The sequence below is a fragment of the Tenacibaculum sp. M341 genome, assembly GCF_004337695.1.
Lineage (GTDB): Bacteria > Bacteroidota > Bacteroidia > Flavobacteriales > Flavobacteriaceae > Polaribacter.
Genome location: NZ_SJXJ01000033.1, coordinates 1 through 18,987, shown reverse-complemented (window position 1 = coordinate 18,987; position 18,987 = coordinate 1). Strand labels below are relative to the sequence as shown.

Below are 18,987 nucleotides of genomic sequence, written 5' to 3'. Positions count from 1 at the left end.
AGTTTTTGTTTTAAGTGTATATTTATTGATAAGAGAAAATCTGTTAGTGTTATAATGCATTTATACTTTATTATCACTTAGCAGTTTTCTTTCCTTTAACTCAATAATTGAATGTAATAAAAAAACATCACGTCCATTATTAGGTTCCATATATCCAATACCAACAAAATAATTCGTGTGGCAATTATCACACTGAATTATTTTACAAATTGTTCCAGTTCCACCTAAATCTATTATGGATTGTAAGTTGATCTTAATCTTTTCCGGATTAAAAGAATTTGCGTTTGAGTGATCAATACGAATACTATCTTTACAAACAGGACACTTAAAATAATAAGGTGTAGCAGACTTATAATCTAAAAGACAATATTTAGATGTAAATCCCTCGGTGTTTAATAAATGCTGTTTTACAACCTCAAAATGAATGTCTGATTTGTCAAGTAAAGTAAATCCCATACGTTAACTAACTACAATTTTTTAAATGATAGTTATTGTTATTTTTTCTCTTTACGTAAAATCTTTTCCATTTTACGTCCCTTAGCTAATTCGTCAATTAATTTTTCCATTCTTCTGCAATCACGATACAAAGCAAATTCCTCAGGTATTTCTTCAATACGATATCCACATACAACTCCTTTAATCATATCTGCATTTTGGTGCATTTTAGCACCCTCAAAAAAATCACCAAAAGTTCCAGTTCCAGCTATAAAAGATTCTAAGGTATGTTGATCATAGCCAGTTAACCACAAAATAACCTGATCTAACTCGCTCTTACTTCTACCATTTTTCTCTATTCTATTCAGATAATGAGGATAAATAGAACCGAAGTTCATTTTTGCAATTTTCTCGTTCTTTTCAGTCGTTACTTCTGCCATAATTTTAAGTTTATTAGAGCAAACATTTTTGCATAAAAAAATACATACTAATTATTTATACATTTAGTTTGCTTCAGTTTTATCTAAAACGTTGTATACATTTGGATTGTGTTTCTCCATATAAAATTCAGGATTAGGAACCTCTGTAAATCCAAACTTTTTATAAAGCCATTCAGCGGTATTCGTTAATAAAATCCAGCGTCTCAATCCTTGAAGATTTGGGTGCTCCATTATTTCATTTATCAACCATTTACTTAACCCTTTTCCTCTATACTCATTTAAAATATAAACATCTCCTAAATAAGCAATAGTAGAAAAATCAGAAATTATTCTAGCAAAACCAATTTGTTTGTTTTGATAATAAAGTCCAAAGTTTAAAGAGTTTTCAATGGATGTTTTCAAAGTATCAATTGGAATACCTTTCGCCCAATCAGTTTCATTAGCAAGGAATTTATGAATGCTTAAAATATCTAATTTGTCTTTATCAGTAGAAATAGTATAATCATTTCTATGTGTTTCCATTATTTTCATATCAGTTTTTCTTAATTAGTGTAAGTATGTTTTGTTATTTAGCACATAAAGTTAATTAAAAAGGTTGAACTTTTGATGATATGAAATGTTTAGTAAAAGAAAAAATATAAGTAATTTATTAGATATAGTATTGCAGCACGTTTTATTCGGAAATTTCAATTTTAAAATGCATTATTCCTTTATAATCCAAAAAATCACCATTACTATCAGCCAAGTATAAATTATCAGGAAATAATTTCAATACTCTTTCTATTTCTGAATACAGAGATTTTTCACCATTATAACCCAAAACTTCTGTTATATTCCCTTTCTTATCTACTGTTAATGTTACAGATATATGATAAGTTCCAGGAATAATGTTTTCAGGGAAAGAAGCATTAAGTGCTAGGAATCGATTTAGTTCTTTACGAACGCAAAGACTTTTTAAAAGAAGATTTTCAATTTCAGAACATTTCTTAGTAATCCAGTGAACTGAATGCAAAGAGTTCTGATCATTATTCGCACTAGGCTTAATTTTTTGTGCAGAACTAAAACCAAGAACAAAAATTGACAATATGAATACTATTTTTTTCAATATATATTAACGAACTTGTGTGTCAAAAGATACTAACTTTTCGAATTAGTTTAAACCACTCTACTTGGTATAGACTTTGTTTTTTAATGGTGTTTAAAAATCAATTTATAAATAATTAATTTATTCAAAAAAGATGAGTTATACAATAATAGCCCAATGTTAGGTAACGTTTTTTATAATAATTGTTTCGGCGAAAATATTAATATTATTAGCTTCATGTATTTTCAATCCACTTTCATTTATTGCTAATTTCCATTTGTTCTTACTCAAGAAGTGAAAGGCTCCAATATTAAAAAAAGCAAAATTGGTAGTATTTCTCATTTGTTCCGAAATAATTATAATTCCGTCTTTTTTCAAAATTCTTTTCGCTTCTTTAAAGAATAAAACTCTTTTATCATGATCTAAAATTTCGTGCAAAGCAGTTATAGCAAAAATAATTTCTTGAGAGTTATCTGAGAAAGGTAAAGTTGTCGGGTCAATTTTTATTTCTTTATTATTAGGAGGAAATTCTTTTTTAGAAATCGTAATCATTTTCTCTTCTAAATGTCTGTTCTCAAAGATATCACAAACAGCTAATTCCATTTTTGGGAATTTTTTTTCAAGAAATCTAGATATAGGGTCAAAACTTGCGTGTATAAAAACACCATTCTTAATTTCATCTAAATTTATATAATCTGGTAATTTTTCTAACTTATATAAATCTGATTTATCATATAAAATGTAAGAAGCTAGAATAGAAAGAAAAATATTTAAGATTATTAAACAACTTAATATGATTAATGAATTAGAGAATAATTTGTTTTCTATTAAAGTTGATGAAAAATATGAAGCTCCTGCAGCTACTACTCCTAAAATAATTTTCTGGTAATTAAAAAGCAAAACTAATTTAGTGATTTTCATTTTAGAGTATTTTTTATAGAATGTTAGTATTATTTATTAATCTTTTCTATTCGATCTTTCATAAAAATAGTATAACCAGAATTAGAGTTTTTATTTAAGCTTATAGCTTTTTTATAATTGAATACAGCATTTGATGTATCATTAAGCTTGTCATAGCTTTCAGCCATTCCTGCATAAGAAACCCACCAATCAGGAAAAACTTCAGCATTAATTTTAAAAGCCTCCAATGCATTTATAAAATCATCATTGTTTAAAGCAATATTTCCAATAGTATTAACGCTAAACCTAAGGTTGAAAAAATCTAGTTGTGTGTTTTCTGTCTTGAGTTTTTTAAATGAATAAAGAGCTTCTTTGTACTTTTTGTTGTTGATAAGAGTTATAACATACTCTTCAAGTCCAATATTTTTATCTTTTAATTCAGTAATTACAATTCTAGCTAAATCATTAATAATAATATCAAAAGCAGGAATTTTATATCCGTTAGATAATAAAATTATCGTAGTATTATGATTTGGGAATTTTCTAAACGCTGAAATATTGCCGCCAGAAAAGCCATAAGAAGTAATGTCATTAACATCAGTAATACCCCAACCAAACAGAAAACGATCAACTTCATTTTTAAAATTAAAAGACGACCACATTAAAGATTTTGTTTCTGGCTTTAGTAATTGATCATTATCTAACATGCTATTCCATAAAATCATGTTTTTTAGAGATAAATTAATTCCATTGGCAGCATGGGCTCTTTTTCCATTTATATATGTTGGTATTTCAAACTTTTTCTTTTTTCGGTTGTAATATGATACTGTAACTTTATTATCAAAAACATCATTAGTGTTAGAATTAAATTGATTGTTAATTACAAAATCTTCATACGTTTCCCCTGTAACTTTTTCAATTATTTGAGCCAATAGCCAAAAATTAGTTTGATTATATCTATACTCATACCCCATTTCAAACTCCATTTCATCTTCAGCTAATTTTTTAATCATTTCCTCATCAGACAAAGAACTATCATATTTTACAAAATCTGGTAAGCCAGACGAATGACTTAACAAATGTTTTATTTGAATGGCATTCCATTGCTCAGGTAAATTTTTTAAGTATTTCGAAATGGTATCGTTAAGGTTTAGTTTTTCTTGTTCAATAAGTTGAAAAACAGCTACACTTGTAATTAATTTGGTGGTAGAATATAAAGGAAATATTGAACTAGATTTTATTTGTTCTTTTCCATCAATAGTTGAGTTTCCAAAATAATCTTTATATAAAGTTTTATTATTTTGAATAATCGTTACAGCTAAACCAGGAATATCATGATTTTCGATTACTTGATTTATGTAATTATCTAATTCTGTAGAAATAGTTTCATCATTTTTCTTAATCTCATTTTTACAAGATAAAAATGAAACTAGAATAAGTAAGGTTAAAAAGTATTTAATCATTATGGTTGAAAATATAGAATTTTATTCTGTGTGATGTTTTATATAACAGTTTTTATATTCTTATTGTATTTTTTTAGCAATAGTTGTAAGCTATTTTTTCTGTTTTATCGGAATTTCAGCACTAATATTATCTCTGTATAAAGTTACTTTAGTTATTTTTTTATCATTAAAATCAAAATTTAGCAAGTTAGGATAATCAATGATTTTAAAATACCCATTTTTTAAATAAACAATTTCACTACCCTTTCCCATTATAAAATCAAAATAAGGACTTTTTACAATTAGTTTATTTCCCTCTTCTACTATTTCTACATGTAATTTAGGTTGTTGAAAAAGGAAGTCATCATAAGTACCAATAAGCTTATTTTTTAACTGAACAGGAATTTTTTGGATTTCATTTTCTTTAATCTGAATATTCCAATTCATTAATTTTTGTAGTTTTTGACGGGTTTGATTAATTACCGGAAAACGATTGGGCTTATCTCCATTAGCAAGAAAAACATAACCATTTCCATTAGTCATTGTTGCATGAACATCTCCTCCAACTCCAGTATTAGAGCCATTACACATAAACCAGTCATAATTATTAAAACCAAAAGTTTTTTGCCATCCATAGCTCCAACCACCTACAGCATTTTTTAGGGCAGTAGTTTTAGTTATTTCTTTAGCAATTTTATTAGAAATAATACTATTACTGTTATTACGTAATGCATTTTGTATCTCAATTGCGAATTTTGCTAAATCATTAGTTGTAGACCACATACCAGATGGAGCAACCTGAGGTGTAATAGGTAAACCTGTACGAATTACTTCACCATTTTTATTATGAACAAGCGCTACATTTTTTAAGAAACCTTTTTCGTTAGGCTGCTTCATCGTAGTATTATTCATTTGTAACGGCTCAAAAATATACTCTTTAGCAAGCTCAGCAATAGGCTTATTTAAAGTGTCTTCCAGTGCCATTTGAATAATAACATAACCACCTCCGCTATACTGCCAACTTGTTCCTGGTTCAAATAAAAAATCAATTTCTTTATCGTATCTCGGAATTTGTCCTAAAAGACTTTGTTTAATAGACGGTATTGTGTCACCTTCGTAGAAATCAGCAAAACCATGTTGAGTTGTCCCCGCTGTATGATTCATAAAATGTTTCCATGTAGGCTTTACGTTTGTAGTATATTCACTTTTCGGTAAACTCCATCTTTTTAAATATTTTTCAATAGGTTCATCTAAATTAATGAATCCTTTTTCTGCTAAAATGTGACAAAGAAGTGCAGTAACAGGCTTAGATATAGATGCGGTTGAAAACGCTGTGTTTTCATCTAATTTTTCATTGGTTTTAAATGATTTTACACCGAATTGATTAGAATAAACAATTTTATAATTTTCAAAAACAGTAAGACTAAACCCTGCTAGTTTATGATTTTTTAATTGATTGTTAATGTTTAAGCTATCAGTAATGAACGTAAAATCTTTTTGCTTGGTAAATGTGTTTTCATTTGATTGGCAACTTAAAATTACAATAGCAAAAAGAAGTGAGGTAATAATATTTTTCATAGTGTTTTTTTATATTAAGACGATTTGGTATCGATTATGTTACTTACTCAAATTAGTTACAAAATTTTGTAAGCTATTATTAGCAATTTTATTGTAAAGTTAGTTAAAAGGAATGATTTTTTGGGATTGTAGGTTCTATTTCAAAAGATAAAACCATAACTAATTTAATTATTCCAACATATTATTTTTAATAAGTGAATCCATTTCTCTGTGATATTCCTTTCTCTATTTTTTTTGCCATTTAAATAAAATAAGCCTCTTAAAAAGGCTTATTTAAAGTTGTTTTCTGTAAAAATTATAGAGTTGTGCAACGGCTACTATTGTTGGGCATAGTTTTTTATATTTCATTCGATTGTTTAAATTTCACATAATCCATAATAATCTTCGGATTTGTTTCTGGTAAACTTATCTGGGTTTCTTCAATATATACATCCTTTAATTTTTCTGTTATTGGTATAGGGTTTTTAAAAAAGCTTTCAAGATTATCTGATAATTCATCTTCATTTTGATAATATTTAATTTCTGAATGAAAAGTGTCGTCAATTTCAACACCTTTTTTCGTACCTACCATTCTTCCTTTCCCAAATCTACCGTTTATAAAATAATTTTCTAATAATGAAAAGTCTGTTATTGGAACTCCATCAATTTTATAACCTGAAAAAATAGGGTAATTTGTGATAACTAGCTTAACAATTGGTTTAGATAAAAAGCCATTGTTTTTTAAATAATCTCTGTTATCAATTAAAAACTTAGTCTTTCTATTTATCTGTTTTGCACCTTCTATAAGTCGAGAATGCATATTGTAATAATCTCTTGGGTCAAAAGGATATTTAATACATTTTACTTCTGCTATCAGTGTGATTTTTTTTAATTCAACGATTAAGTCAATTTCTTCAAATTCATCATTATTATTTCTAAAGATATTTTCAATTGGAATATTGAATTTGTAACCCTTTCTTTTAAATTCAAATGATAAAACATTTTTGATATGTTTTTCAAAAAGTAAACCACGAGAGTCTAAGTCAAAACCGCCTTTTTCTAACCAATAATCAAGCATTCTTAGAGTATTTGGGCTTATTAAAGGTAAAATGACAGGAAATAAATAGTTTTCAATTTCAATTAAAGGCCTTTCCCATATATTATAGAAGCCTTCTTTCTGAATGAATAACTCTAAAGTTTGTTTAACTTGATTTCTTGAGTACTTAGTCTTGCGAAGTAAATATTCAACTAATTCGTGCTTTTTAATTTTTAGTTTAAATAGATTAAAATTTTCAACATCAGTAGCAGTTTCAACTTTTTTAATCTCAAAAGCTTCACCAAAAAGGTGTTGTACTTCTGTAAATAGAACTAAAACATCATAAAGGTTTACATTATTTATATTAGGTAAGGTTTCATCTCTGATGAAAGCATAATATGTTGTAAGGCTTGCAAATGATTGTAATTCCTTAAACACAGTTTCTTTTTCAATTCCATCAGCTAACTTATACTTAATTTCATTTTCATCAAGTGTTGTACGTTTAAGTCTTTTAGCTTTTCTTTTCTTATTTGCTTCTTTTGAAATGTACTGATAAAAGGCGTTTTGTTCTTGAAATGCAGATAATACAACCATTTTGCTTGAAAAAATATTTCTTTTTAATCTGTACTCTCCAATTCTATTTAGGTATTGATTCTCTTTATGGATGATTTTAATTTTGAGTTCATCACTTTTTTTACTGTAACGTATTGCATAATCTTCCCAAATCGCAATATCGTAACCAGACTTTATAACTATGTAGATGTTGCTAAATCCCAATAATTTAGCACAATTATCCAAATGTTTCAATTGATAATTTGAACTGCCATCATCGTCATAATTCTTAAGTGTCATATTAAGAACCATATTTAGTCCATCGTGACTAGCTTCCAACCCTGCTTGAGCATTGATTTGTCCTAATTCAGGAATATTGGATTGAATCGTAGAATTCATCATTCCGTCATAGTCAATTTCGGTTCTGTCGTTATTCGATTCTCTGAGACTAGCCGTAACTAAATATAAATCTCTGTTAGCAAAAGTTATTATAAGCTCTAAAAAGTCTTTTAATGCTAGGTCATTTCCTTTAGTTATTTCTTTAAAATATTCTTTATATTCTGTGAAATAAGGATTAAAGAAGGAAGAATTTAATGCATTATGTTCTACATATGATCCAGTTTTAGATTTCACTGTTTTTTTTAAATAGTTTAAAACATAGTCGAAATCATATTTTTCATTATATGGAATAAACCTTGGGTCTGTTTTTAATTTTTTTTGAAGTTTTGTTTCTGACATTCGGTTTGTTCAAATTATGCCCAAACCTTTGTGTTAGCACAGACTTGAGCTATTTTTTATATACATTGTTGTAAGCTGCCTTTTTTATACTTTATTGAATTCTTCACTTTGGTCTAAGTAACCAATAAAATACTCAATTTTAGCTGTTTCCATATTGAAACTTTTAATTGAACGTTCAATATTTCTTCTAAGTTCGTTAAAAGGATAGTTTCTAGTTTCTACAACAAAATAGAATTGAAATTTATCATAATCTTTCTCTTGAACTTCGTAATAAGCTCTGTAAAATCTTTCACGAAAATGCATTGAAATTAAACCAGAATTTCTTTGACTATTTATTGGTACAACATCAACTCCAGATTTAGTTCCGTCATCATAGTTTACTTCAAAATCAGGAAACCCATTATTGGGTATAACACCCAAATCGTCACGTTGTAGCAACCAGTTCATAATTGCATTTTCGGCTTTACCTACAAATTCTCGAAACATAGATAATTTTGACTTTTGATGACGTTCCTCTTTCGCTACTTCTCTAACTACTTTATCGTCAGCTCCAAGTAGATTTAATAATTCGGAAAATTTTAATATGTGAAAACTTTTACCTCCTGAAGCAATTCTATATTCATTAACAAGTTCAAATCTCGGATATAATCCGTTCTTTTCACTTTTATGATACCAATCAGTTTTTTCATCTCCTGAAACAAAAATTACATCTTGTTTTTCTTCTGCAATTTTTAAGATTGTTAACCAAATAAGAAAATCTCCAACTCCATCGTCTGGTTTGTTATCATCTTTAAATCCGGGTGGAATTTTATGTAAGTATCTATATTGTAATTTTTCCTTTACCTCATTTTCGTCAAATTTGAGGTCAAGAACAGTTCCTTTTGTAAAAACATCTTTGTAGATTTCACTAATTGGGTCATTCCAATTCCAAGACTTAACTTCGTTTACAAGGCTTTTAATTTTTTTTCGATACTGAGTTATTTGCTCGTTTAACTTTGCTTCTAATTCTATAGCTTCTTTATATTCTTTAATGTTCTCTAATAATGGATATTTTCCAATACTGATACTTTGCAAGCCATTCTGTTTTCTAGTTAGTTGTTGGTAGACTTCTTTTAATTTTTCAGGTCTATTATTTGCAAATTCTCGGGCGACTTGTCCAGGAATTACTAATCTTTTCTGTTTTTTGAGTTTTTCAAAAACTTTTTTTAATTCATTTAAACTATCACTACCAGTTAAATATGGGACAAGAAGAGCATTTGTGTCAAAGACTATTTTACAATCTCCTTTAATTTTATTTAATGAAGAAAGGGAAACTCCAAAAATTTCAGAAGCATTTGGATAAATCTTTTGATTAACAAAAATATCATACTCTTTTTCTTTCATTAAGTTTGGTTTTTTAGGTTGCTTACAACATATTGCTAAACACAATTGCGTTTATTCCCGTTATATAGTTAATGTTTTATTTTTAATAATAAAAAGGAATAGGAGGTTTAGTCGCTTATTTCTTTTAGAGAGCTTAAAATTATAAAATAAAAATAGTAGGACAATGTTTTTAATATTAAGTTCTTATACAATAACATCACTTTATTGTATTATTTTTAATACTTTTTGTAAAACAGATAAAATTGTTTAGTGTTACTTATTACCGAGAGGAATATGAACGTAATAACAAACGAATAGCTAGTAAGCAAGGGCGTTATATGAAAAGCAAACGTCAAAGTACAGTAGAGCCTGTTTTTGGCACTCTAACTCAGTTTATGGGACTTCGTAAAATAAATACTTTAGGGATTAAGCGAGCCAATAAGGTGATGCATGTATCGGCAATTGCTTATAATCTGAAAAAGTATTTAAAATTTATAAAAAAGACTATAAAAAGTAAGGCAAAGGCTATAAATAGTCTGTTTTTAATAAAAAGGATGTTCGTAGACTTTATATCTTACTTTTTAATTTACTCAAAATTAAAAGTAGTTTTGTAATTACTAAAAAAATAGACCTCTTAAAAAGGCTTATTTAAAGTTGTTTTCTTTGAAATTATAGAGTTGTGCAACGGCTACCCTTGTTGGCAATAGTGTTTATGCTATTCCTCCAGAAAAATATTCCGTTATTTTCCATTTTCCATCTATTTTTTGAATTTCAATATTATTGTCCCAAGCACAACCACTACCACAATAAAATGTGTAGTATAAATATCCTTTTGAATAATTTCGGTTAAAGATTATTCTTGACACGGCTAAAATTCCAAATTCTCCTTTTTTTAAATCACGAATTCTAACACTCTCTGAGTTTACTAATTCGATTTTAAGATTATCTACGTTAAACTTATATTGAAGAGAACGAGTTTTTATTTTTCTTTTTTTTAAAGGAGCAAATAACTTTTCTTCTTTTTCATATTTAGCTATTTTTTCTTCAAATTCCTTTTTGTTTTCTTTTAATCTTTTTTCAGATAAAGGAACTCCATCTATACCAATTGTATAACCTTCGGGTTCAAAGTTAGTTGCAGTTTCAACTATTAATTCATTGTAAATAAATAATTTTAAATCTTTTGTGTCCCAATTATTATATTCAATCATTTTATTCAGATTGGTTATCTCAGGAATTATTTGATTTATAGCTTTATTTTCCTGATTTATATAATCTTCACTTTCATAATTTTTACAATTTGAAAAACAGAAAAGTATAAATATTAGAGCTATTTTTTTAATCATCTATTTTCTTTTTTACATTATTGCCAACGTAAGGCTAAACACAATTATGTTTATTCCCATTATAGTTATATCTAAAATAGTAATAATTAAGGGTAATGTTTAAACACTAGGGTAACCTTAATAATACCATATTAAAATAAGTTCTCTTAAATTAAAACCTAATAAATTCTATGTATTTAATTGAGTCAGAAGATTCGTTATCACAGGGAGTCGATTTAGAACCTATTTTCAATGAATTATCAGATATTTGGAAATAATCAACTTTTTTAGAAGATGCATTACCATTTTGTTTAGTAAAAAGTTCACCATCTATAACCTCCCAACTACCATTATAAACCCCATCTACTTCACAATTATTATTAAAAAAGATATATGGTTCATCAACAAACGTTCCGTCAGATTTAAATGTAATTGTACCGTTTTGTTGGCATGCAGAATATTCTTCTGAACTTTCGCTGCCAGATGAACAAATGGTTTCATTTTTAAATCTTTTCCATTTTCCTATTAATAAATCTTGTGTTATATTTTCATCATTATCGTTACTAGAACATGACACTAACAAAGAATTAAGAACTAAAAATAGGATTAAACTAATTTTTTTCATTTTAATATGCTTAAGTAATTTGTATTAGTCACAGCTTATTTGTTGATAAGTATAATCAAAAAACAATTTTCCTCAATGTAAGAAAACAATATATATAGCTATAACCAACTCTTATGTTTAAAATTAGATAAAATTACGGTAAGTAATTTTCTCATAACAATTTCTTCGCTACAAAGTTAATACTTTTTTCTGATTTTGAATCAATAAAGTTGGTAACCTACTATTCTCCCACAATTTTGCATATTTCCATTCCAGAATAAAGTACTGAATCGGTATTACAAAGCCATATTATTTTACCATCAAACATATTTTCAAACTCTAAATGAACAGATGTACCATCAATTTCACATAATACATCACCATGCTTTATAGTGTCACCAACTTTAAAATTCCATTTCTTTAAAATCAACTTCTCCTTAATACCCAAATTAGGGATCCTAATACTTTTTATTTCACCAGATTTAAGTTTAGCATCATTTTTTAAGACATTATTCCCTTCTTTTTCTGGCAATTTTTCATCTTTAGGGCTACTAATAGCATCATTTTGATGAAACAATTCTTTTTTTTCTTTATCAAAAGATTTAGGAAATAAAAAACTTAAAATTTTATCAATCATAATATACTTTTTCTACTTATAAAGTATCAAGAATCCAAAACAATAACACCCAGCACCTAAAACCTATTTAACCAATTTCAACTGAATACGCTTTCTGCCTAAATCAACCTCTAAAACCTTCACACTAACCTGTTGTTGCAAACGCACAATCTTATTAATATCATCCACAAAAGTATCAGACAAATTAGAAATATGAATCAATCCACTCTCCTTAATACCCACATCCACAAAACAACCAAAATTCGTAATATTATTCACAATACCAGGCAACACCATACCAGTTCTTAAATCCTCAATAGTTTTCACATGTTCATCAAAAGAAAAAGCCTTAGCCTTCTCTCTAGGATCCAATCCCGGTTTCTCCAATTCCTTAACAATATCCTTTAAAGTAGGCAAACCAAAATCATCAGTCACATAATTAGTCAATGCAATACCCTTTAACTGTTGTTTATTACCAATTAAATCCTCAGTTTTAAGTTTCAAATCCTTCGCAATATTTTTTACCAAAGCATAACACTCAGGGTGCACACTCGAATTATCCAAAGGATTACTACCATTCTTAATACGTAAAAAACCAGCAGACTGTTCAAAAGCTTTACCACCTAAACGAGCCACTTTTTTAATATCTTTTCTAGATTTAAAAACACCATGCTCATTCCTGTAACTCACAATATTTTCAGCAAGCTTAGTCCCAATACCAGAAACATAACTCAATAAAGACGCACTAGCCGTATTTATATTTACACCAACCTTATTCACACAACTCTCAACAACAGTATCAAGAGATTTTTTCAATTTATTCTGATCCACATCATGCTGATACTGACCAACACCAATAGATTTAGCCTCAATCTTCACCAATTCAGCCAACGGATCCGCTAACCTTCTACCAATAGAAACAGCACCACGAACCGTAACATCCTCCTTCGGAAACTCATCACGAGCAATCTTAGAAGCAGAATAAATAGAAGCACCAGCTTCATTTACAACAAACACCTCTAAATTTTTAGTACCCGACAAGTTTTTAATAAAACGTTCCGTTTCTCTAGAAGCCGTACCATTACCAATAGAAATAGCCTCAATATTATATTTCTTTATCAAATGCTCAATCGTATGCCCAGCCTCAGAAGTCTTATGTTGCGGAGCATTCGGGTAAATAGCGGTATTGTGCAATAAATCTCCTTGCTCATTCAAACAGACCACCTTACAACCAGTTCTAAAACCAGGATCCAAAGCCAAAATTCTTTTTTCACCCAAAGGAGCACCCAATAATAACTGTTCTAAATTTTTAGTAAAAACAGTAATAGCAGCATCATCCGCCTTTTCTTTAGCAATTTTCATAGCCTCCGTAGTAAGAGAAGGCAACAACAAACGCTTATAAGAATCGTCAATAGCTAATTGAATTTCAGCACCACACTCATTATTACTTTTAATTAATTTTCTGTCAATTTTCTCTAATACATGGTCGTTATCAATCTCAACCTTCAATCTAATAAAACCTTCTTTTTCTGCTCTTAAAATAGCAAGCAATCTATGAGAAGGAATACGGCTAAAATTCTCAGACCAATCAAAATAATCTTTAAACTTCATAGCCTCATCATTAGCACTATCAGACGCATCTTTTTTAGACTTCACTACCTTAGTAGTAATGGTAGAAAAACGCTCAAGCTGTCTTCTAATCAAATTTCTAACATCAGTTCGTTCATTAATCCATTCAGCAATAATATGCCTAGCACCCTCCAAAGCCTTATCTCCATCAGCAACTTTATCATTCACATATTTAGCTGCAATATATTCCAAATCATCACTACGCTGACTCATAATAATTTTAGCCAAAGGCTCCAAACCATTAGCACGAGCAGTTTCCGCTTTTGTTTTTCTCTTCTTTTTATACGGAAGATAAATATCCTCTAACACCGTAAGATCAGAAGCATTCATAACCTTAGTCTTTAACTCATCTGTCAATACATTCTGTTCCTCCAAAGCCTTTAAAATAGAAGTCTTTCTTTTTTCTAAAGCCTCAAACTCCTCCTTCAACTTTACAATCAAACCAATTTCAACTTCATCTAAATTTCCAGTTTTTTCTTTACGATAACGAGAAATAAAAGGAATAGTACAATCTTCATTAAGTAGTTCAATAGTATTCTTAATAGAAGTATCTGAAATATTAGTAGCTCTTGAAGAAATATAACTGAGGATATTCATAGGAAAAAATTAAATTCTAAAAATAAAAGCCAAATATACTAAATCAACTCAGTAGACAACACCAACTTTTTTCACTGAATTCAGGTAAAAAAGTCAAACAATCATCCAATAAATTTGTGTCAATAAATCAATCATAACTAAATAAAGCTATTTTTTATTTTTCGATCACAGTCCAGAGGTTGTAAAAAATAAGAATAACCATAATAACGTTAGTTTATTAAATAGAAAAAAAGAATAATCCCAATATAAATGATAAAAAAAATGAAAAAAATCCAAAACGCATTATTAGCAACATTAATACTAATTATAATTAGTTGTTCAAATAATGAAAATGAAGGAACAGTACCTCAAATACACAATCCTTTAGAAAACCCTGAAAGCGGACCAGCAGCAGGAAACCCAAATGGAAACTCACCAATACCAAATGAAGCCAAAACAGAAGATGTATCAAACCCAGATACAGTTATTGGAAACGGAACACCCGAAAGTTGTACTTGTGATGCAGTGGTAGATGCAGTAGCTAAAGGAGGTAAAATAGTATTTGATTGTGGAGACAAGCCATTGACAATAAAAATGGATAAACCAGCAAAAGTATTTAACAATGCAAGTGATAAAATTGTAATTGATGGAGGAGGGCTCATAACACTAAGTGGAAACGGAGTAACAAGAATATTATACATGAATACTTGCGATGAAAATCAAGTATGGACCACAAGTCATTGTAACAACCAAGATCACCCACAGCTAACAGTACAAAACATCACATTTGCAGATGGTAATTCAACAAACGAAAATGAGTTTGATGGAGGTGGAGCAATATGGGTAAGAGGCGGAAGATTTAAAGCAGTTAATTGCCGATTTTTTAATAATAAATGTGCAAGTGTAGGTCAAGATGTCGGAGGCGGAGCCATAAGAGTATTCAGTCAATACAATAATTCACCAGTATATATTGTAAATAGTACCTTTGGCGGAGCAGAAGGATACGGAAATGTAGGAGCCAATGGAGGAGCAATAAGCAGTATTGGAGTATCATGGACAATAATTAATAGTGTATTCTCACACAATAAAGCCATAGGTGAAGGTGGAAATCCAGCAAGACCAAACACACCAGGTGGGGGTAGTGGAGGAGCAATATATAATGATGGTAATGAAATGACATTAACAATAAACGGCACATTAATAGAAAAGAATGAAGTAGTAGAATTTGGTTCCTCTATCTTCTTTGTCAGTAACAATAAAACAGGAGACATTGTTATAGATAACTCGGTAATAAAAAATAACATTGGCGGATCATGGTATCCCGTATACCCAAGTATTTCAATGCATCAAGAAACACCAATAAAAGTAACAAACTCAATAATAGAATAAACACAAATAAAAAACGCTTTAAATATTTTTAAGCGTTTACTTGTAGCAAGCCTATTATATATTTTAATAAAAGAAAAGGGAAATCAAAAAATAACTACACTCAATATTTTACACGTTCCCAATACTGTGTGCCATATAAAAATAATAGATAACCTCTAACCTGAATTTTATCAGGATCATCTAAAAGTTTAATTCTACATTTAAAACGATGTCCCATTACTGGGTGAAAAATTGTCCCTTTCTTATAATACTTACCAACCCTTTCCATATCTTTTATAATATCCAGTCCAAGTATCGGAATATTTTTCTCAGAACCACTACACTTCGAGCAAAGATCATTTTTATGTTCCTCCTCTAAAATCTCAACTATTTTCCCAAAAATCTTTCCGTTGTTTTCGTAAAACTCAACAATAGATATAGGTTTACCTGTTTTTTCATGTATAGTTTTCCATTTACCTAAAATACTTTGTCCACTCAGGTCAAGCATCACAAGTAAAAAAACAATCATATATATGTACTTAGTTGATATCATATTTTTGTTTAGTCTCTATAACCAAATAAAACCTACAGAATTAGAACAAGAAAGTTAAAAAATAGAAATAAGATATAAAAGCAAGTTTTTAAATCAAAGTGAAATAAGACCTCTTTAATATTAGATGTAGACTCTCAAAGACAAGATAACGGCTCTTCAAAATGAGATTAGGTATATTCAAAGCAAGATAACGCTTCCTCAAAACAAGATTAGGTTTGTTCAAAGTAAGATAAGGCTTCCTCAAAACGAGATTAGGTTAATTCAAAGCAAGATAACGCTTCCTCAAAATAAGATAAGGACTCTTTAAAATAAGATAATACTTCCTCAAAATAAAATAACCAAGCTTAATCATAAGTTTATACATTGAAGGTATCTATGTGTTTAAATTAAATGTTAAGAAAATATAAAATGTAACTTCCTTTAACTCATGTTAATGAAATTAAGAGTTTTAATTATTATATTTATAATGTAGTAGTTGAGAGCCTTTTTAAAAAAGGCAAACAATAAAATTTGGTCTGCCCCTGGAGAGGGGCTTTTTTTATGCTAATTTGTGCTACATTATATATGCGCCTTTTTCACCAGTCTCAAAACACTTGCTTTGCTATTGTCAATAAGTACATTCTATTATACTAAATAACTCCAAATAAAAATCAACAATAGCATATATAACACCAGCTAATTGAAGTAAACTCCGCAACCATTGAAAAGCACATTTTATAAACAAACAACTCAAAATATATTTGTACAAAAAAATAATTATGAGTTCAAAATCACACTTATCCTATGCAAGTCGCTTAGGAAACGCAAAAACATTAGTTAACTATTTAAATAACTACGAAGACTATGAAGCACCAAAAGAAGAGCTAAACACAGAAGAGCTAACTAAAATTATAAATACAATAGTAGAAGTAAATACAAGTCTAGTAGAAAAAGAAAGCGAATACAAAAAAACAGTAGAAGAAAGAAGAGAATTATTTTACAAAGAAAAGGAAGGAGTACTAAGATTACTATCACCAATAAAAAACTATTTGGAAGCTTTCTACGGAAAAACAGATGTTGGAGTAAAGCAAGTAAATAAAAGTATTCGAAAAATGAGAGGAACAACACCACCAACATTAGTAACAAATGAAAACAACGAAGTGATCGGTACTATAAGTAATGTAGAAACAACCTTTGCAAGTAAAACAGAAAACCTAAAAGAAATTATAACAGAACTAAGTTTAAAAACAGATTACAATCCATCTAACTCATTTATAAAGTATGGAGCATTGAGATTAAAACACCTTAGTATAGAAAATGTAAACACTAAAATAGATGTAAGTTTAGCAAACCTAAAAGCAGAAAAACAACATAGAAAAACGATGTTTAATGACTTAATCACAAAATGCAAACAAATAAAAAGGTTTATAAAAGTACAATACGGAGCAGACTCCATAGAATACATTCAAGTAAAAAGCCTAGTGTTTTAAACAACCCAACATTATAGTAACATATTATCAAATCAAGACTTTATATAAAGCATTAATAGTAATGTAGTTTTTGTAATAAAACTTAAATTTAATTCTTATCATAAGTCTTGATTTTTGATTCTTTTCATCAAGGAAAAGATAGCGAGAAAATATTACTGTGATAAAAATTAAAAAGAGCTCCAACAAATGCTTCAATCCCTAACGCAACACAAGCTTAATTATATAATAGTACACTAAATCCAATTCGACCTATTGATAACAATTTCTAAAAATCAATGCAGCAGGGTTGGCTAAGAGATGAAAAACTGTTTGAACGTAGTGAGTTTTTTTCATCTGTGGTTGGAGATGCAGTAGCATTTTTTTGATTCTTATCATAAGTCTTGATTTTTGTTTCTTTTCATCAAGGAAAAGATAAAGAGTAAATATTACAGAGAGAGAAATGCTTAATCATAAAATAAAGCATATATAATAGAAGAGGATTTTAAAAATTGATTCAAAAAGTTAGTCTAAACCTACATTAATATTGAATCCAATCCGACCTATTGATAAGAATTTCTAAAAATCAATGCAGCAGGGTTGGCTAAGAGATGAAAAACTGTTTGAACGGAGTGAGTTTTTTTCATCTGTGGTTGGAGATGCAGTAGCATTTTTCAATTCTTATCATAAGTCTTGATTTTTGATTCTTTTCATCAAGGAAAAGACAAAGAATAAATATTACAGAGAGAGAAATGCTCAATCATAAAATAAAGCATATATAATAGAAGAGGATTTTAAAAATTGATTCAAAAAGTTAGTCTAAACCTATATTAGTATTATATTTTTTTGATTCCAAAACATTGAATCCAATCCGACCTATCGATAAGAATTTTTAAAAATCAATGCAGCAGGGTTGGCTAAGAGATGAAAAACTGTTTGAACGGAGTGAGTTTTTTTCATCTGTGGCAGGTGATGCAGTAGCATTTTTTCAATTCTTATCATAAGTCTTGATTTTTGTTTCTTTTCATCAAGGAAAAGATAAAGTATAAGAGAATCACAAATGGTATAATAAAGTTGGTTTTTTATGTGTCTGAAAAACTGTAAGTTGTAAAATAATTCAAAAAAAGGCATTAAAAAGTTTGGTAGGTTTGTAAAGAGTGTGTAGTTTTGCACCCGCAAATAACAAAACGTAGTTTTAGAGTTTGCGTAAGTTCATTAACAGAGTGTAAGTAAAGAGTGAAATTTAAGTTAAAAAATAATTAAAATTTTACTTGCGGGTTTAAAAATAAAGCTTGTATATTTGCAGTCCGTTTTTGGCGGGAGTTCAT

16 protein-coding genes and 1 pseudogene are annotated in these 18,987 nt (G+C 28.8%); 3 read left to right on the top strand and 14 right to left on the bottom strand.

Going from position 1 to position 18,987, the window contains the following annotated elements; translation table 11 throughout:
- Window positions 1-60 precede the first annotated feature (60 nt).
- The 9 genes from EYW44_RS20990 to EYW44_RS20950 form a co-directional block, all read right to left on the bottom strand.
- Complete coding sequence (locus tag EYW44_RS20990; protein ID WP_132727519.1) at window positions 61-456, bottom strand: hypothetical protein; 396 nt, start codon at window positions 454-456, stop codon at window positions 61-63.
- 38 nt (window positions 457-494) lie between these two features.
- Window positions 495-875, bottom strand: a complete 381-nt coding sequence (locus tag EYW44_RS20985) for a DUF2200 domain-containing protein (protein WP_132727516.1) — start codon at window positions 873-875, stop codon at window positions 495-497.
- Between the two features lie 63 nt (window positions 876-938).
- The gene (locus tag EYW44_RS20980) at window positions 939-1,397 is read right to left on the bottom strand and encodes a GNAT family N-acetyltransferase (protein WP_243643710.1); all 459 of its coding nucleotides are present in this window, start codon (window positions 1,395-1,397) and stop codon (window positions 939-941) included.
- A gap of 151 nt (window positions 1,398-1,548) precedes the next feature.
- Window positions 1,549-1,959 carry a hypothetical protein gene (locus tag EYW44_RS20975; protein ID WP_132727510.1) on the bottom strand — a complete coding sequence of 137 codons (411 nt, stop codon included), beginning with the start codon at window positions 1,957-1,959 and terminating at the stop codon, window positions 1,549-1,551.
- A gap of 180 nt (window positions 1,960-2,139) precedes the next feature.
- Entirely contained in the window at window positions 2,140-2,880 is a 741-nt protein-coding gene (locus tag EYW44_RS20970) for a methyltransferase domain-containing protein (protein ID WP_132727507.1), read from the bottom strand.
- Window positions 2,881-2,909: 29 nt separating this feature from the next.
- Window positions 2,910-4,322 carry a serine hydrolase domain-containing protein gene (locus EYW44_RS20965; RefSeq protein ID WP_132727505.1) on the bottom strand — a complete coding sequence of 471 codons (1,413 nt, stop codon included), beginning with the start codon at window positions 4,320-4,322 and terminating at the stop codon, window positions 2,910-2,912.
- 90 nt (window positions 4,323-4,412) lie between these two features.
- Complete coding sequence (locus EYW44_RS20960; protein WP_132727502.1) at window positions 4,413-5,879, bottom strand: serine hydrolase domain-containing protein; 1,467 nt, start codon at window positions 5,877-5,879, stop codon at window positions 4,413-4,415.
- A gap of 337 nt (window positions 5,880-6,216) precedes the next feature.
- On the bottom strand, window positions 6,217-8,184 hold the full coding sequence (locus EYW44_RS20955) for a hypothetical protein (protein WP_132727499.1): 1,968 nt from the start codon (window positions 8,182-8,184) through the stop codon (window positions 6,217-6,219).
- Window positions 8,185-8,268: 84 nt separating this feature from the next.
- Window positions 8,269-9,567: a PIN domain-containing protein gene (locus EYW44_RS20950; protein ID WP_132727496.1), complete on the bottom strand. Its 1,299-nt coding sequence runs from the start codon at window positions 9,565-9,567 to the stop codon at window positions 8,269-8,271.
- Between the two features lie 254 nt (window positions 9,568-9,821).
- Here EYW44_RS20950 and EYW44_RS20945 point away from each other — a divergent pair.
- Window positions 9,822-10,160: pseudogene (locus EYW44_RS20945) on the top strand (transposase); the annotation flags it as partial.
- 96 nt (window positions 10,161-10,256) lie between these two features.
- Here the strand turns inward: EYW44_RS20945 and EYW44_RS20940 are convergent.
- The 4 genes from EYW44_RS20940 to EYW44_RS20925 all read right to left on the bottom strand — a co-directional run bounded on the left by EYW44_RS20940 (window position 10,257) and on the right by EYW44_RS20925 (window position 14,314).
- Complete coding sequence (locus EYW44_RS20940; RefSeq protein ID WP_132727493.1) at window positions 10,257-10,889, bottom strand: hypothetical protein; 633 nt, start codon at window positions 10,887-10,889, stop codon at window positions 10,257-10,259.
- Window positions 10,890-11,040: 151 nt separating this feature from the next.
- Window positions 11,041-11,493 carry a lipocalin family protein gene (locus EYW44_RS20935; protein WP_132727490.1) on the bottom strand — a complete coding sequence of 151 codons (453 nt, stop codon included), beginning with the start codon at window positions 11,491-11,493 and terminating at the stop codon, window positions 11,041-11,043.
- 220 nt (window positions 11,494-11,713) lie between these two features.
- Window positions 11,714-12,109, bottom strand: a complete 396-nt coding sequence (locus EYW44_RS20930; RefSeq protein WP_132727487.1) for a biotin/lipoyl-containing protein — start codon at window positions 12,107-12,109, stop codon at window positions 11,714-11,716.
- A 63-nt stretch (window positions 12,110-12,172) separates the two neighbouring features.
- Window positions 12,173-14,314, bottom strand: a complete 2,142-nt coding sequence (locus EYW44_RS20925) for a Tex family protein (RefSeq protein ID WP_132727484.1) — start codon at window positions 14,312-14,314, stop codon at window positions 12,173-12,175.
- 261 nt (window positions 14,315-14,575) lie between these two features.
- Between EYW44_RS20925 and EYW44_RS20920 the strand changes: the two genes are divergently transcribed.
- A complete protein-coding gene (locus EYW44_RS20920) occupies window positions 14,576-15,682 on the top strand; it encodes a hypothetical protein (protein ID WP_207893825.1) in 1,107 nt (368 codons plus the stop codon).
- A 100-nt stretch (window positions 15,683-15,782) separates the two neighbouring features.
- Here EYW44_RS20920 and EYW44_RS20915 read toward each other — a convergent pair whose 3' ends face one another.
- A complete protein-coding gene (locus EYW44_RS20915; protein ID WP_243643709.1) occupies window positions 15,783-16,214 on the bottom strand; it encodes a DUF2147 domain-containing protein in 432 nt (143 codons plus the stop codon).
- A gap of 758 nt (window positions 16,215-16,972) precedes the next feature.
- Here EYW44_RS20915 and EYW44_RS20910 point away from each other — a divergent pair.
- The gene (locus tag EYW44_RS20910; protein WP_132727477.1) at window positions 16,973-17,683 is read left to right on the top strand and encodes a hypothetical protein; all 711 of its coding nucleotides are present in this window, start codon (window positions 16,973-16,975) and stop codon (window positions 17,681-17,683) included.
- Window positions 17,684-18,987 lie beyond the last annotated feature (1,304 nt).

What these genes read in the sequence shown, in the direction of transcription:
- EYW44_RS20935 (WP_132727490.1), bottom strand. Translation starts at nt 11,493, where the DNA reads ATGAAAAAAATTAGTTTAATCCTATTTTTAGTTCTTAATTCTTTGTTA.
- EYW44_RS20920 (WP_207893825.1), top strand. Translation starts at nt 14,576, where the DNA reads ATGAAAAAAATCCAAAACGCATTATTAGCAACATTAATACTAATTATA.
- EYW44_RS20970 (WP_132727507.1), bottom strand. Translation starts at nt 2,880, where the DNA reads ATGAAAATCACTAAATTAGTTTTGCTTTTTAATTACCAGAAAATTATT.
- EYW44_RS20925 (WP_132727484.1), bottom strand. Translation starts at nt 14,314, where the DNA reads ATGAATATCCTCAGTTATATTTCTTCAAGAGCTACTAATATTTCAGAT.
- EYW44_RS20950 (WP_132727496.1), bottom strand. Translation starts at nt 9,567, where the DNA reads ATGAAAGAAAAAGAGTATGATATTTTTGTTAATCAAAAGATTTATCCA.
- EYW44_RS20960 (WP_132727502.1), bottom strand. Translation starts at nt 5,879, where the DNA reads ATGAAAAATATTATTACCTCACTTCTTTTTGCTATTGTAATTTTAAGT.
- EYW44_RS20985 (WP_132727516.1), bottom strand. Translation starts at nt 875, where the DNA reads ATGGCAGAAGTAACGACTGAAAAGAACGAGAAAATTGCAAAAATGAAC.
- EYW44_RS20930 (WP_132727487.1), bottom strand. Translation starts at nt 12,109, where the DNA reads ATGATTGATAAAATTTTAAGTTTTTTATTTCCTAAATCTTTTGATAAA.
- EYW44_RS20955 (WP_132727499.1), bottom strand. Translation starts at nt 8,184, where the DNA reads ATGTCAGAAACAAAACTTCAAAAAAAATTAAAAACAGACCCAAGGTTT.
- EYW44_RS20965 (WP_132727505.1), bottom strand. Translation starts at nt 4,322, where the DNA reads ATGATTAAATACTTTTTAACCTTACTTATTCTAGTTTCATTTTTATCT.
- EYW44_RS20990 (WP_132727519.1), bottom strand. Translation starts at nt 456, where the DNA reads ATGGGATTTACTTTACTTGACAAATCAGACATTCATTTTGAGGTTGTA.
- EYW44_RS20940 (WP_132727493.1), bottom strand. Translation starts at nt 10,889, where the DNA reads ATGATTAAAAAAATAGCTCTAATATTTATACTTTTCTGTTTTTCAAAT.
- EYW44_RS20910 (WP_132727477.1), top strand. Translation starts at nt 16,973, where the DNA reads ATGAGTTCAAAATCACACTTATCCTATGCAAGTCGCTTAGGAAACGCA.
- EYW44_RS20980 (WP_243643710.1), bottom strand. Translation starts at nt 1,397, where the DNA reads ATGGAAACACATAGAAATGATTATACTATTTCTACTGATAAAGACAAA.
- EYW44_RS20915 (WP_243643709.1), bottom strand. Translation starts at nt 16,214, where the DNA reads ATGATATCAACTAAGTACATATATATGATTGTTTTTTTACTTGTGATG.